The organism is Serratia sp. CY33802, assembly GCF_052169095.1.
Classification (GTDB): Bacteria; Pseudomonadota; Gammaproteobacteria; order Enterobacterales; family Enterobacteriaceae; genus Serratia; species Serratia bockelmannii.
The window spans coordinates 16,087-29,649 of sequence record NZ_JBJNLL010000014.1 but is presented as its reverse complement, the minus strand read 5'-3'; the positions used below and the strand labels follow the sequence as shown (position 1 = coordinate 29,649).

Annotated in this window: 11 protein-coding genes; 6 read left to right on the top strand and 5 right to left on the bottom strand. The window is 63.6% G+C overall.

Annotation, left to right across the window (positions count from 1 at the left end; translation table 11 throughout):
• Positions 1 to 664: 664 nt before the first annotated feature.
• The 3 genes from ACJ8HA_RS23330 to ACJ8HA_RS23320 all read left to right on the top strand — a co-directional run bounded on the left by ACJ8HA_RS23330 (position 665) and on the right by ACJ8HA_RS23320 (position 3,165).
• Positions 665 to 1,444, top strand: coding sequence for an ABC transporter ATP-binding protein (locus ACJ8HA_RS23330; protein WP_442515541.1), 780 nt, complete (start codon positions 665 to 667; stop codon positions 1,442 to 1,444).
• Between the two features lie 116 nt (positions 1,445 to 1,560).
• Positions 1,561 to 2,253: an MgtC/SapB family protein gene (locus tag ACJ8HA_RS23325; protein WP_019453282.1), complete on the top strand. Its 693-nt coding sequence runs from the start codon at positions 1,561 to 1,563 to the stop codon at positions 2,251 to 2,253.
• 27 nt (positions 2,254 to 2,280) lie between these two features.
• Positions 2,281 to 3,165 carry a LysR family transcriptional regulator gene (locus ACJ8HA_RS23320; protein ID WP_060434084.1) on the top strand — a complete coding sequence of 295 codons (885 nt, stop codon included), beginning with the start codon at positions 2,281 to 2,283 and terminating at the stop codon, positions 3,163 to 3,165.
• A 4-nt stretch (positions 3,166 to 3,169) separates the two neighbouring features.
• On the opposite strand, the gene sfnG is transcribed toward ACJ8HA_RS23320, so the two are convergent.
• Positions 3,170 to 4,264 (bottom strand): dimethylsulfone monooxygenase SfnG, encoded by a 1,095-nt coding sequence (gene sfnG / locus ACJ8HA_RS23315; RefSeq protein ID WP_025305137.1) that lies wholly within the window; start codon positions 4,262 to 4,264, stop codon positions 3,170 to 3,172.
• Positions 4,265 to 4,700: 436 nt separating this feature from the next.
• On the opposite strand from sfnG, the gene ACJ8HA_RS23310 reads away from it, so the two are divergent.
• The 3 genes from ACJ8HA_RS23310 to yjiA all read left to right on the top strand — a co-directional run bounded on the left by ACJ8HA_RS23310 (position 4,701) and on the right by yjiA (position 8,302).
• The gene (locus ACJ8HA_RS23310; protein WP_043136262.1) at positions 4,701 to 6,881 is read left to right on the top strand and encodes a carbon starvation CstA family protein; all 2,181 of its coding nucleotides are present in this window, start codon (positions 4,701 to 4,703) and stop codon (positions 6,879 to 6,881) included.
• 218 nt (positions 6,882 to 7,099) lie between these two features.
• Positions 7,100 to 7,303, top strand: a complete 204-nt coding sequence (locus ACJ8HA_RS23305; RefSeq protein WP_004953088.1) for a YbdD/YjiX family protein — start codon at positions 7,100 to 7,102, stop codon at positions 7,301 to 7,303.
• A 21-nt stretch (positions 7,304 to 7,324) separates the two neighbouring features.
• On the top strand, positions 7,325 to 8,302 hold the full coding sequence (gene yjiA, locus ACJ8HA_RS23300) for a GTPase (RefSeq protein ID WP_089181627.1): 978 nt from the start codon (positions 7,325 to 7,327) through the stop codon (positions 8,300 to 8,302).
• A gap of 181 nt (positions 8,303 to 8,483) precedes the next feature.
• Here the strand turns inward: yjiA and ACJ8HA_RS23295 are convergent, their stop codons facing one another.
• From ACJ8HA_RS23295 to ACJ8HA_RS23280, 4 genes are read right to left on the bottom strand one after another with little or no spacing between them, the layout of a single operon-like run.
• Positions 8,484 to 9,710, bottom strand: a complete 1,227-nt coding sequence (locus ACJ8HA_RS23295; RefSeq protein ID WP_442515540.1) for a RhtX/FptX family siderophore transporter — start codon at positions 9,708 to 9,710, stop codon at positions 8,484 to 8,486.
• A gap of 3 nt (positions 9,711 to 9,713) precedes the next feature.
• Complete coding sequence (locus tag ACJ8HA_RS23290; protein WP_442515539.1) at positions 9,714 to 11,135, bottom strand: PepSY-associated TM helix domain-containing protein; 1,422 nt, start codon at positions 11,133 to 11,135, stop codon at positions 9,714 to 9,716.
• The gene (locus ACJ8HA_RS23285; RefSeq protein ID WP_049279053.1) at positions 11,132 to 11,380 is read right to left on the bottom strand and encodes a hypothetical protein; all 249 of its coding nucleotides are present in this window, start codon (positions 11,378 to 11,380) and stop codon (positions 11,132 to 11,134) included. The genes ACJ8HA_RS23290 and ACJ8HA_RS23285 overlap by 4 nt, the downstream gene beginning before the upstream one ends.
• Positions 11,380 to 13,518 (bottom strand): TonB-dependent siderophore receptor, encoded by a 2,139-nt coding sequence (locus ACJ8HA_RS23280; RefSeq protein ID WP_197769267.1) that lies wholly within the window; start codon positions 13,516 to 13,518, stop codon positions 11,380 to 11,382. Before ACJ8HA_RS23280 ends, ACJ8HA_RS23285 begins: the two co-directional genes overlap by 1 nt.
• Between the last annotated feature and the right edge of the window lie 45 nt (positions 13,519 to 13,563).

The following is a 13,563-nucleotide window of genomic DNA, read 5'->3' as shown; positions in this document are numbered from 1 at the left end:
CAACCTGCTGCAACGGCAGAACGCCGTCGGCGCCGGCGCCGACGACATTGTCGAAACCGGCATCATGTATCAGTTCTGACCCGATACCGGCCGCAGCGCACGCTGCGGCCGGTTCATTATTTGTCTTGCGCCCGCCCTGTTATTCTCTCGTTTAATTCAGGTTTATATTTCCATAAAATAACGCCTATATTCATTCTCATGATTTTCGTTGACACCCCGTTTAATAAATAAAGAAAAACTTTCCCGCATTCATATTAAATTACATTTTGCCGCGATAATTCCGCCTAACCACATTGAATCACAGTCAATATCACGCGTATTATGGCCACACGAAAAATAACGGGGAAATGATATGGACGGCGACAGTTGGTTGTTTATTTTATTGTTGGAATCGCTGAGGTCACAGGAGCAATAGTCATCCCATTGCATCCTGAAAGTGTCAGGATATGCGTCAGTTACCACATCCCTTCGCTTTACCCCTTCAGCGCATGGCCTCCGCGTACGCCGCTCCGGCGCGCCTGACAGGCTAATCCTTCCAGCATACGCTTATTAACAGTCCGATAACGCTCAGGCTTATTTGCGCTCGCATTTATTTTACCCCTGCGCGGCGATAACTATCGGCCATTTTTCCATGCTCATATTTTTAATTGAGTGGAGAAACATCATGATGGTAAAAAAAACCACGCTGCTGACGGTTAATAACGTCAGCAAAAGCGTTCAGCCTACCGGTAAAGAAAAACGCCTGGTGCTGAATGAAATCAACCTGCGCCTCTACGACAACGAGGTCGTCAGCATTTTGGGGCAGTCCGGCTCGGGCAAATCCACCCTGCTGCGCATACTTTCCGGCCTGATCGCGCCGGATCTGGGCACCGTGATGCTGGGGGATAAAAAAGTCTCGGGGCCGAATCCGCAGATCAACATGGTGTTCCAGACCTTCGCCATTTTCCCGTGGCTGAACGTCTATCAAAATATCGCCTTCGGGCTGCAGGCGCAGGATCTGCCGCCGCAGGTGGTCGAAACCCAGACGCAGAAAATGCTCGATCTGGTCGGGCTCGCGCCCTACCGCGACGCCTACCCGCGCGAGCTTTCCGGCGGCATGCGTCAACGGGTCGGCTTTGCGCGCGCGCTGGCGGTAGAACCGATGCTGCTGTTGCTGGACGAGCCCTTTTCCGCGCTGGACGTCTATACCGGCGAACACCTGCGCAGCGATCTGCTGCGCATCTGGAGCACGCGCCAGATCAAAACCCGCTCCATCGTGCTGGTGACCCACAGCGTAGAGGAAGCGGTGATGATGTCTGATCGCATCCTCCTGCTGGGCGCCGGCACCCTCGACGGCTGCTATCACATCGCGCAGCGCCGCGAGACGCGCACCCGCGAGGGGATGCAGCCGCTGACGGACAAAATCAGCGAGACGCTCAGCCGGCAGATCGCCGCCGCGCACTGAGCGCCGCCCTGGCCTGGCCTGGCGGGACGGATCCCGCCAACTTAACTACCTGTTTATCAAGAGTTACCCCGCCACGGGTGGCTCATGATAAGCGGATAATACATCGAGTTATTATCATGCATTTCATTCATACACTGCTGACGCTGCTGACCGCGTCCGTCCTGGGCGCCGCCATCGGCTACGAAAGACAATTCCGCCAGCGCACCGCCGGGCTGCGCACCAATACGCTGGTGGCCACCAGCGCGGCGATCTTCGTCCACCTGGCCATGACCATCGACGGCAGCGGCGGCGCGGTGCGGGTCATCTCCTACGTGGTCTCCGGCGTCGGCTTTCTCGGCGCCGGGGCCATCATGAAAGAAGGGATGAACATCCGCGGCCTGAACACCGCCGCCACGCTCTGGGGCTCCGCGGCGGTCGGCGCCTGCGCCGGCTGCGGCCTGTACGGCGATGCGCTAGCCGCCACGCTGTTCGTGCTCGCCGCCAACACCCTGCTGCGCCCGCTGGTCAATATGGTCAACAAACAGCCCTTCAATGACGTTAACGGCGAATCCACCTACCAGATTTGCGTCATTGCCTTCGAGCATGAACAGCGTGAAGCGCTGGCCAAATTCAAACAGGTGCTGCAAGGAGAAAACTGCTTTATCTCGCATCTGGATATCGAACCCTTTGGCGACGACGACGTGGAGATCACCGCCACGCTGATGCCGGCCTCCGTCACCACGCCGGTGCTCGACCAGACCATCAATAAACTGCTGAACGACAGCATGATGAAACAGGCCTATTACAGCCGCATCGCCGGCTCCGGCTAATGCCGTTCACTTCCAGGGAGATCCACCATGAAAACCATGCCAAAACTGGCTCATCTGACGATGTTCAAAGACATCGTTCACTGCGGAAGTTTGCACGATGCCGCGAAAAAGCTGGCCGTCTCGCAACCGACGCTAAGCCGGGTGCTCAAAGAGCTGGAAATGTCCATCGGCGCGCGGCTGCTGGAGCGCAGCAACCGCGGCGTGCGCCTGACGGCGGTCGGCGAGCTGTTTTACCGGCGGATAGACGCCGCCACCAACCAGTTGCTCAACGCGTTTGACGAGCTGCGCGGCCTGAGCGCCGGCGGCGAGAAGCGCCTGCGGGTGGGGATGAGCGTCGATCCGCTGCTGTGCTACCTGCCGCAGGTGCTCGAAGGCTTCAACCGCCGCTACCCGCATACCCGGGTGACGGTGGTGGAGGACGGCCCGGAAGGCCTGCTGGCCCGGCTGCGAAACTGCGAGCTGGATTTGGCGGTCAGCAGCCTGAACGGCGCGGCGGGCGGCGCCGATCTGGCCATGCAGGCGCTGAAAAGCGAGCGCTTCTCGCTCTATCAGGGAGGCGATCTTACCGCAGCCGGGCAGCCGCCGGCCGAGGCCAAATGGGTGGTGCCGCGCTCCTGCTCGGTGGGGCATGCCGCCATCCGCGAGATCGCCGAACGCTACACGCCGCACGGCCAGATCGTCGAGACCGACTCCTTTCTGGCGACCTGGTGCCTGGTCAGGCAGCAGGGCTATATCGCGCTGCTGAGCGATCGGGTGGTCGCGCACTACGCCCCGCAGCTGCACCTGCAGAAAATCCCGACGCACGAGATCGACATCAGCGCGCGCTTTTACGTCTTTACCCGCCATGAGCCGGCCACGCCGCCGCTCAGCGCCGCCTTTATCCACCTGCTACAAACTCTGCAAACGGGTTGAACGCTCAGGCCGCTGCCCGCTGGCGCTCCAGTTCGCGCACCAGCGGGATCACTTCGCGGCCGAAGTACTCCACCTCTTCCTGGAAGTGCAGAAATGCCAGCAACAGCAGATCCACCCCGGCGTCTTTCAACGCGATGATGCGCTCGGCGATCTGCTGCGGCGTGCCGATCAGGTTGGTTTTAAACCCGTCGTTATACTGCACCAAATCTTCGAAGGTGGATTTGGCCCAGTTGCCCTCGCCCTCGGGCGAGGCCGCCCCGGCGTTTTTCACCTCGTGCCCGAAGCCCTGCACCGCCTCCGGGTTGGCATGATCGATGATCTCCTGCAGCACCGCCTGCGCCGCCTGTTCGCTCTCGCGGGCGATGACGAAACCGTTCACCCCCACCTTCACCCGATGGTGATTGGCCTGCGCCTTGCTCTGGATATCCTCCACCTGCCGGCGAATTCCCTCCACGCTGTTGCCATTGGTGAAATACCAGTCCGAGACCCGCGCCGCCATGTCGCGCGCCGCGCGTGAGCTGCCGCCCTGGAAAATTTCCGGCAACGGCGCCAGCGGCTTCGGCTTCAGCGAGTAGTCGCGGAAACGGTAGAAATCGCCGGCGAAGGTGAAGCTGGGCTCAGTCCAGATGCCGCGCAGGCAGCGGATAAACTCTTCCGAACGCAGGTAGCGCTCCTCATGATCCAGCCACGGCTCGCCGATGGCCTTGAACTCGCCGCGGAACCAGCCGCTGACAATGTTCACCGCAATGCGCGCGTTGGAAAGATGGCTGATGGTGGCGATCTGTTTGGCCGCCAGCGTGGGGTTCCACGGCCCCGGCAGCAGCGCGGCGATCACTTTCAGTTTCTCGGTGGCGTCCAACAGGGCCTGTGAGAACGACACCGATTCGTGCTGGTTTTCCGCGCCGTAACCGGCGGTGAAGCGGATCTGGGTAAGCGCGTAGTCGAAGCCGGCGCGCTCGGCGATCTGCGCCAGCTTGCGGTTATAACCGATGTCCCAACCGGTGCGCTGCGGGATATTGCTGATCACCAGGCCGCCGGAAACGTTCGGCACCCAGTAGGCGAACTGAATCGGCTGCTGCGAGTGGTTTGCTGCTGACATGCTTCTCTCCCTCTGACCGTCGGCGCCGTTATGCGGCGCGCATATAACCATTATTGACTTACAAATATTGAAAACATTGTTTTGGTTATAAAACCGATAGCAGGATGTGTGCCAACCGCCGCATTAAGGCATCTGGCTGAAAAACCGGGAGTTTAAAGCCAGCGAGTTCGGGCGGGTGCTGCATTGGCAACAGCGGCTGACGGGCGGCTGTTGGTTATGCAACAAACCGCTTACCCCGCCAATCCAACCGTTCACCCGGCGGATCTGACCGCTGACCGAAATACGCCTGTCTTCCCCCCTTACCCCCGGCGATGATGAGCTGTTCCTAAACCCGCCTTACCTCGGGAAAGACGCTACGGCTCACCGCGCCACTCTGACATCTCTTACAAGCGGATGAGTTCATTCATATTTTGCAGACTGGAATTAAGGATACCTCATGAAACGAGAGGGGATTTTAAAGCACATTCCGTGGATGCTGCTGGGGATACTCGGCGCAGCCTGCCTCGGCGTGGTGGCGCTGCGCCGCGGCGAACACATCAGCGCGCTGTGGATCGTCGTCGCTTCGGTGGCGGTGTATCTAGTGGCCTACCGCTACTACAGCCTGTACATCGCCACCAAGGTGATGAAGCTGGACGCCGGCCGCGCCACCCCGGCGGTGGTCAACAACGACGGCCTGAACTATGTGCCGACCAACAAGAACGTGCTGTTCGGCCACCACTTCGCCGCCATCGCCGGCGCCGGGCCGCTGGTGGGGCCGGTGCTGGCCGCGCAGGTCGGCTACCTGCCCGGCACGCTGTGGCTGCTGGGCGGCGTGGTACTGGCGGGGGCGGTGCAGGACTTTATGGTGCTGTTCATCTCCTCGCGCCGCAACGGTGCCTCGCTCGGTGAGATCATCAAAAAAGAGATGGGGCCGATACCGGGCACCATCGCGCTGTTCGGCTGCTTCCTGATCATGATCATCATCCTGGCGGTGCTGGCGCTGATCGTGGTGAAAGCGCTGGCGGAAAGCCCGTGGGGCGTGTTCACCGTCTGCTCCACCGTGCCGATCGCGCTGTTTATGGGCATCTACATGCGCTACCTGCGCCCCGGCCGCGTGGGTGAAGTGTCAATCATCGGCATCGTGCTGCTGGTGGCCGCCATCTGGTTTGGCGGCGTGGTGGCGCACGACCCGTACTGGGGCCCGGCGCTGACCTTTAAAGACACCACCATCACCTTCACGCTGATCGGCTACGCGTTCGTCTCCGCCCTGCTGCCGGTGTGGCTGATCCTGGCGCCACGCGACTACCTGGCCACCTTCCTGAAAATCGGCGTGATCGTCGGGCTGGCGATCGGCATCGTGATCCTCAACCCTGAGCTGAAAATGCCGGCGGTGACCCAGTTCGTCGACGGCACCGGCCCGGTGTGGAAAGGCACGCTGTTCCCGTTCTTGTTCATCACCATCGCCTGCGGCGCGGTCTCCGGCTTCCACGCGCTGATCGCCTCCGGCACCACGCCGAAACTGCTGGCCAATGAGACCGACGCGCGCTTTATCGGCTACGGCGCGATGCTGATGGAGTCCTTCGTCGCCATCATGGCGCTGGTGGCGGCTTCCATCATCGAGCCGGGCCTGTACTTCGCCATGAACACCCCGCCGGCGGCGCTGGGCATCACCATGCCGGATCTGCACCGCTTAGGCACCGAAGACGCGCCGATGATCATGGCTTCGCTGAAGGACGTGACCGTGCACGCGGCGGCGGCGGTCAGCTCCTGGGGCTTCGTCATCAGCCCGGAACAGATCCTGCAGACCGCCACCGACATCGGCGAACCTTCGGTGCTGAACCGCGCCGGCGGCGCGCCAACGCTGGCGGTGGGCATCGCCCACGTGTTCCACCAGATCATTCCGGGCGCCAACATGGGCTTCTGGTACCACTTCGGCATTCTGTTCGAGGCGCTATTCATCCTGACCGCGCTGGACGCCGGCACCCGCTCCGGCCGCTTTATGCTGCAGGATCTGCTGGGCAACTTCGTGCCGTTCCTGAAGAAAACCGACTCGCTGGTGGCCGGCATCGTCGGCACCGCCGGCTGCGTCGGGCTGTGGGGCTACCTGCTGTATCAGGGCGTGGTGGACCCGCTCGGCGGCGTGAAGAGCCTGTGGCCGCTGTTCGGCATCTCCAACCAGATGCTGGCCGCCGTGGCGCTGGTGCTGGGCACCGTGGTGCTGATTAAGATGAAGCGCACCCAATACATCTGGGTGACCGTGCTGCCGGCGGTGTGGCTGCTGATCTGCACCACCTACGCGCTGGGCCTGAAGCTGTTCAGCGACAACCCGCAGCTGGAAGGCTTCTTCTTCCTGGCCGGCGAGTACAAACGCAAAATCGCCGAGGGCGGCGCCGAGCTGAGCGCCCAGCAGATCGCCAACATGAACCACATCGTGATAAACAACTACACCAACGCCGGGCTGAGCATTCTGTTCCTGCTGGTGGTGTACAGCATCATCTTCTACGGGGTGAAAACCGCGATGGCGGCGCACAAGAACCCGAAACGCACCGACCAGGAAACGCCTTACGTGCCGGTGCCGCAGGCCGCGCCCGCCGACGGCGTAACTGAGGGGGAAGTCAAAGTTTCGACCCAGCATTGATGTGATTTAACGGATACCCTGCATAATAAACGTTAAGTAGTACCCAAAGCCGCACGGCCTGTGCATCGCAAGATGCCAGGCGTGCGGCGCGATGCAATCGAGATACCCGGGGTGACCCGGAGGTGGGGCATCCCTGCGGGAACCCCATCCCCCGGCTTCCCCTAATATCAGGCTAAAGCAAGCGCTGTAGTGATGCAGGGTAGAGTTGGAGAAGGCTTATGTTCGGAAATCTCGGCCAGGCGGGGAAGTATCTCGGGCAGGCGGCGCGCATGTTGGTGGGCGTGCCTGACTACGATACCTACGTCCAGCACATGAAAGACAACCACCCGGACAAGCCGGTGATGACCTATAAAGAATTTTTCCGCGAGCGCCAGCAAGCGCGCTACGGCGGCGACGGTAAAGGCGGCATGCGCTGCTGTTAACCCGCAGTCACAAGGATCCGTATGAAACCCATTGCAGTCACCATCCTGACCGGCTTTTTGGGCGCCGGCAAAACCACCCTGCTGCGCCACATCCTGAACGCCGAACACGGCTATAAAATCGCGGTCATCGAGAACGAGTTCGGCGAAGTGCCGATCGACGACGCGCTGATCGGCGATCGCGCCAGCCGCATCACCACGTTGAGTAACGGCTGCATCTGCTGCAGCAAGTCCAACGAACTGGCGGACGCACTGCTGGATCTGCTGGACGGCGTCGACAGCGGCCAGCTGGCGTTCGACCGGCTGATCATCGAATGCACCGGCATGGCCGATCCCGGCCCGATTACCCAGACCTTTTTCTCGCACGAGATCCTGTGCGAGCGCTTCCTGCTGGACGGCATCATCACCCTGGTGGACGCGGCGCACGCCGAGCAGCAGCTGAGCCAGTTCAGCATCGCCCAGGCGCAGGTGGGCTACGCCGACCGCCTCCTGCTGACCAAAACCGACGTGGCGCCGGACTGCGAGGCGCTGATCCAGCGGCTGCAGCGGATGAACGCCCGCGCGCCGGTGTATAAGGTGACTCACGGCGATATCGATCTGAGCGTGCTGTTCGACATCGAAGGCTTTACGCTGAACGACAAACTGAACCTGACGCCGCCGGCCCCGCTGTTCCGCCGCATCCCGCAGCCGCAGAGCGACATCCGCTCGATCGTGGTAACGTTGGAACGGCCGCTGCCGCTGATGCAAATCTCCGACGTGATGGAAGGCCTGCTGCTGGAATACGCCGACAACCTGCTGCGCTACAAAGGCATTCTGTCCATCGAAGACGAACCGCGCCGCCTGCTGTTCCAGGGCGTACAGCGGCTGTATAACGCCGACTGGGATCGGGAATGGCTGCCGGAGGAAGAGCGCAAGAGTACGCTGGTGTTTATCGGCGTGGATCTGCCGGAGGAGGAGATTCGGGGAAGGATTGGGGGGTTGGGAGCGCAAAGATCCCAATGAAATAAAAAGGGCAGAACATCTTTCATTCTAACTAAGCATCGAAGACGTCCTCAGCTACCTCGCCCCTTCTGAAAATACGACCCGGCCGCCACCGAGCCACGCTGGCTCTGGCCGGCCGGGAAGCTGGACCGTTTCGCGGTTAAACATCGAGGCCGGGCTTAACCGGCCCCAGCGATCGCCTCTACTCTTCTTGCCGCTGCGCCCCCGCATGGCGCCGGTAGTTGGCCAGGTTGATGCCCAGCAGCAGCACGGCCAGCGCGGCCGCCAACCCGAAGGAGAAACGGTAACCGAGGCTGGCGGTCATCCCCACCATCAGCATATTGCTGACCATTTCCCCGATATCGCGCGAGCTTTGCACCATGGTCATGTCAGTGCCCGCCTGATCGCCCTGCGCGGCGAACTGCATGCCGGCAGTCATGATAGCGACCGAGGTCACGCCGGAAGCCAGCGCGCCGCCCATCACCGCGGCGATCACGCCACCGGATTGCAGGCCCCAGTTGGCCATCGCCAGCCAGCATAACGCGGCGCCCAGCGCGCAACCCAGGCCAACCGCGAACGCCTTCCACACCCCGAGCCGGCTCACCAGCCAGGCGCCGCCGCCGCACCCGAGCACCAGCGTCACCATGCCGCCGGCCATGCCGATCTGGCCGATCTGCGCCGGCGTCCAACCGTGATCGGTTAAAAACAGCTTGGCCAACCCGAAGCCGGATACCGCGGTCACCGCCGACAGCAGCGTGAGCGTCAGCAACCGCGCCGCGCCGCGACGGCGCAGCGTGCGCAGCAGGCTGGCCGGACGCGAAGCGGCGCGTTCGGGCGGCAGATCGGCGTGTTGCCGGAAGCGGCCAATCGCCAGCAGGCTGGCGGCAGGGAAGATCGCCATCGCCAGCAGCGCACCCTGCACGCCGACTCTGGCGCTCAGCATCATCATGCCCGCCCCGCCGACGAAGAAGCCGCTCATCACCCCGGCGATTTGAATGGCATTGACGCGCGACAGCAACTCACCGCTGACGTGTTCCGCCGCCATGCCGTCGGTGGCGATATCCTGCGTAGCGCTGGCCAGCGACGCGACGACCAGCAGCGCGACGCACAGCCCGGCCGCCGCTGCGGAAATGCCGACCGCGCTGAGCAGGATCAGGCACAGCGTCACTACGCACTGCAGCGGAATAATCCAACTGCGGCGGCGTCCGAAGCGCGGCGACCAGTGATTGTCCACCAGCGGCGCCCAAAGAAACTTCACCACCCAGGGCAGCCCCACCAGCGGCAAAAACGCCAGCGCCTGCAGGCTGGCGCCGTCATGGCGCAGCAGGGTCGGCAACGCATCCATGGCGATGCCGATCGGGATGCCCTGGCTGAAATAGAGCAGCCCCAGGGTCAGCACCAGATGCCGATGTTGCAATAGTTGTCGCATATTTTACTCCGATTGGCGCGGCCAGGCGCCGCGCGATTGCCATAACAAGGCGCCGGCGGCGAACAGGGCCGCGCTGACCAACAATAAAGCGCTGTCCAGCCAGTACAGGCCGGGGCCGGCGCTGAGCATATGGCCGAGCGCCGCCGCCAGCAGCGCCGTGCCGCCGACCATTCCGCTGCCGAACAAGAGCCACCCCGGCCAAACCCGCCACGCCGACAGCGCCACCGTGCCCCACATTCCCCAAAACAGCCAGGCGGCAGGGAACGCCGCCAGCGGCCGGGCGGCCAACAGCAAACTTCCCGCCACCGTCAGACCGCAGCAGACGCCGGTGATAAAGCGCGCGGCACGGCGCTGCGGCTGCCGCAGGCACCACAATCCCAGCCCGCTCAGCGCCAGCGTCGCCGCGCCGAACCCGGCCAGAAAATGCAATGCGCTCACCGCCGCCGCCGCCCGCGGCAACCAGGCGTATTGGCCATAGTGCAACGGCTGCACGGCGATGAACGCGCGCGTCCATGGCCCCTGACGAGCGGCGCTGCGCCGCATCAGCGCCGGCTGCTCGCCGCTGCCGAAACGAAATTGCTCGAACAGCGCGCTGCTGGGAATGCCGCGGGTGACGCCGCCCACCGCCAGCAGTGCGCCATCCGGCGCGCGCTGCAGGGTTTGCGGCGTAAATTCCGGCGCCTGGCGCCGCAGCGCCGCCAGCGTCTGCGCGGGAGTACGCCCGGCGTCAGGCATCGGCGGCGCGGGCTGCGCGCCGCCCATCAACTGCGCCATCACCCGCTGCGGCGCACCGGGGCTGACGCGGTCGGCCAGCAGCACCGTACCGAGCGCGCCAAGGCCGGACAGCGCGCCGGTCAAAGCGAACATCACCAGCCACGGATAGCACCAAAGCCCCAACAGATTGTGCAGATCGAACAGCAGCACCCGCAGCCCCTGACGCCGCCGCAGCTGCAACAGCTGGCGCAGCCGTCGGCCATGCAGCGCGATCCCGCTGATCAGCAACACAGTGAACGCAATGCCGAACAGGCTGAGAAACACCCGACCGGGAAAGCCGAGAAACAGGTTCTTGTGCAGCGTCACCAACAGCGTGGTCGGCGCCGTCAGGCTGATCGGCCGCCCGCTGACGGCGCTCAGCGCAAGGGCGCAGTCGTCCGGGGCGCGGCAAAAGCGAATCACCGGATAACGCGCGCTCGGCAGTATGACGTAAGGCGCCGCGCCGTCTTCACCGTAGGCTTTCGCGTCGTCCAGCAGCTGCGCCAACGGCCGTTGCTCGCCGCTCATCGTCACGCCGTTCCACCACAGCGTGAAGCTGTCGCCGGCCAGGCTCCAGCAGCCGGTGAACAGGATCACGAACAGCGCGCAGCCGAACAGCGCGCCGCAGCCCCGATGCAGCGCCGCCAACGCCCGTCGCGCGACGGCGCTCATCGCCACGCCTCCAACAGCGCCAGCGGCAGCGGCCACCACAGCCAGGCGCGCAGCAGCGTGCGACGCCAGTCCGGCGCCAGCAGGCTATACGTCAGCAACGCGATGCCGCCGAACAGCGCCAGAAACAGCGCGCCGTAAAGCCGATCGAGCGGGTCGGCCGAGGGGTAGCCGCGCGCCAACAGCAGCGCCAGGGTAACGCCCCCCATGGCGCTGCCGAGGCACGCCGCCCATACGCGCGGGCTCATCAGAACTCGGCCTTGACGGTGAACATCAGGTTGCGCGGTTCACCGTAACGGTTGTTCCACTGCGGCGAGAACAGCCCGGCGTAGTAACGGCGATCGAACAGGTTGTTGACGTTGAGCGCCGCCGACCAGGTCTCGTCGATGCGATACCCCAGCCGGGCGTTGACCAGCGCATAGCCGCCCTGACGCAGCGTCGTCGCGCCGTTGGCGCTGCTGAACGCGCTCTGCGCCTGGATGCCGCCGCCGATGCTCCACTTGCGCTGATCCCACGGCAGATCGTAATCGCTCCACAGCCGCAGCATATGACGCGGCGTCAGGCTGTTGTAGGCGCGCCCCTGGTTGCTGACGTCGCGGGTGTAGCGCGTGTCGGTATAGGTGTAGCCGAGCGTGACGTCCCACCAGGGCGTGAGATAGCCGCGCCCTTCCAGTTCGAAGCCTTCGCTGCGCGCCTTGCCGCCGCTGATGTACCAGGTATCGAAACCGCCGCCCGGATGATCGGGGTCCACCTGCGGATTGTTCTCCAGATCGATGCGGAACGCCGCCGCCGAGAGGTTGAGCGCGCCGTGCATCAGCGACGCCTTCACCCCGCTTTCCAGCGTGCGGCCTTCAACCGGCTTCAGCATCTGCCCGCTCCAGGTTTTGCCGGTCTGTGGCTGGAACACCGTGGCGTAGCTGGCATACCACGACCAGTCTTCGGCGAAGTCCCAGATCAGGCCGCCGTAGGGCGTCAGGCGCGCGTTCTCCTCCAGGCTGTCGCTGGGTGAACGCAGCTGCCACCAGCTCTCACGCGCGCCCGCCACCAGCGTCAGCGGTTCCGCCAGTTTGATGCGGCCCATGCCGTACACCCCGCGCTGAATGGTTTTGGTCGATCCCGGCGAACCGTAGGCACCGATCGCCGGCTTCGGCACGCCGTGCGGATCCCAGCGATAGACGTTAACCGGCACCTGAAACGCCGGATCTAACTGCGCGGTGAACTGCTCCTCTTCGGCATGGGTGTAGCTGGCGCCGACGATCAGCTCGTGCTGTCGTCCCCAGGCGTCGATCTTGCCGTTCAGGCTGGCATCCAGCCCCAGCTGCCGGTTGCGGAAACGATAGGCGCCCCCCATCAGCGCCGCGCCGTCGCCGGTGGCCGGATCGACGTTGCCCCAGGCGCCGGCATACAGCAGCCGCGACTTGGCATACAGATAATCGCTGCTCAGCTTGAGCTGCCAGGCGTCGTTCAGCCGCTGCTCCACGGCGGCGAACAGCCGCGTGGTGTCCCATTTGAAGCGATCCCAGTCCACGTCCAGATAGGTGCTGCGCGGCAGGTGCAGATCGCTGCCGTCTTTCCCCATCGGCACCCCGGCCATGTTGGTGACGGAATCGATGGTCTGGTACTGCGCGCCGACGCGCAGCAACGTGTCCGGCGTCAGATCGGCATCGACGGTGGCGTACAGCAAACGGGTTTTCTGATCCGAGACGCGATAGAAATAATCGCGGTCTTCCCATGCCATCACCGCCCGGCCGCGTACGCTGCCCGAGGCGTTCAGCGGGCCGCCCACGTCCGCTTCGCCGCGATACTGGTTCCAGCTGCCGGCGCTGGCGGTAAACTGCGCGCGGTTTTGCGCCAGCCCGTGCTTGCGCACCATGTTGACCGTGGCCGCCGGGTTGCCGAGCCCGTGCAGCAGGCCGTTGGAGCCGCGCAGGATCTCCACCCGCTCGTACACCGCCATGTCCTGCGGCGAGCTGGCGGTATTGCCCAGCAGCGTCGGCACGCCATCCAGTTCGAACGAATCGATCTTGAAGCCGCGCGCATACCACGCGGTGGTCAGCAACACGAAGGGGGCGCTGGTGACGCCGGTGGCGCGCGTCATCACCGCGTCCAGCGAAGTGAGGTTCTGTTGGTCCATCTGCTGGCGATCGATCACGCTGACCGACTGGGCCACTTCACGCGGTTTCAGCGGGATTTTCCCCAGCGTGGTGACGCCGGGAGCCACATAGTCATCCCGCGCCGCCGCGCCGGCGGTCACGGTGAGGGTATCTTCTTTTACGTCCGTTTTGGCCGGCGCATCCTGCGCCAGCGCCCCGGTGCCGCACAGCGCGCACAGCAACGCGCCGCGGCGCGTCGCGGCCGCCACTGGTGAGAGGTGAATGAGTCGCATGTTTTTCCCTGGTTGTTATTGTTAAATGATAATCGTTATCAATCT

Coding starts and splice junctions, on each gene's coding strand:
- ACJ8HA_RS23330 (WP_442515541.1), top strand. CDS start 665: ATGATGGTAAAAAAAACCACGCTGCTGACGGTTAATAACGTCAGCAAA.
- ACJ8HA_RS23325 (WP_019453282.1), top strand. CDS start 1,561: ATGCATTTCATTCATACACTGCTGACGCTGCTGACCGCGTCCGTCCTG.
- ACJ8HA_RS23320 (WP_060434084.1), top strand. CDS start 2,281: ATGAAAACCATGCCAAAACTGGCTCATCTGACGATGTTCAAAGACATC.
- sfnG (WP_025305137.1), bottom strand. CDS start 4,264: ATGTCAGCAGCAAACCACTCGCAGCAGCCGATTCAGTTCGCCTACTGG.
- ACJ8HA_RS23310 (WP_043136262.1), top strand. CDS start 4,701: ATGAAACGAGAGGGGATTTTAAAGCACATTCCGTGGATGCTGCTGGGG.
- ACJ8HA_RS23305 (WP_004953088.1), top strand. CDS start 7,100: ATGTTCGGAAATCTCGGCCAGGCGGGGAAGTATCTCGGGCAGGCGGCG.
- yjiA (WP_089181627.1), top strand. CDS start 7,325: ATGAAACCCATTGCAGTCACCATCCTGACCGGCTTTTTGGGCGCCGGC.
- ACJ8HA_RS23295 (WP_442515540.1), bottom strand. CDS start 9,710: ATGCGACAACTATTGCAACATCGGCATCTGGTGCTGACCCTGGGGCTG.
- ACJ8HA_RS23290 (WP_442515539.1), bottom strand. CDS start 11,135: ATGAGCGCCGTCGCGCGACGGGCGTTGGCGGCGCTGCATCGGGGCTGC.
- ACJ8HA_RS23285 (WP_049279053.1), bottom strand. CDS start 11,380: ATGAGCCCGCGCGTATGGGCGGCGTGCCTCGGCAGCGCCATGGGGGGC.
- ACJ8HA_RS23280 (WP_197769267.1), bottom strand. CDS start 13,518: ATGCGACTCATTCACCTCTCACCAGTGGCGGCCGCGACGCGCCGCGGC.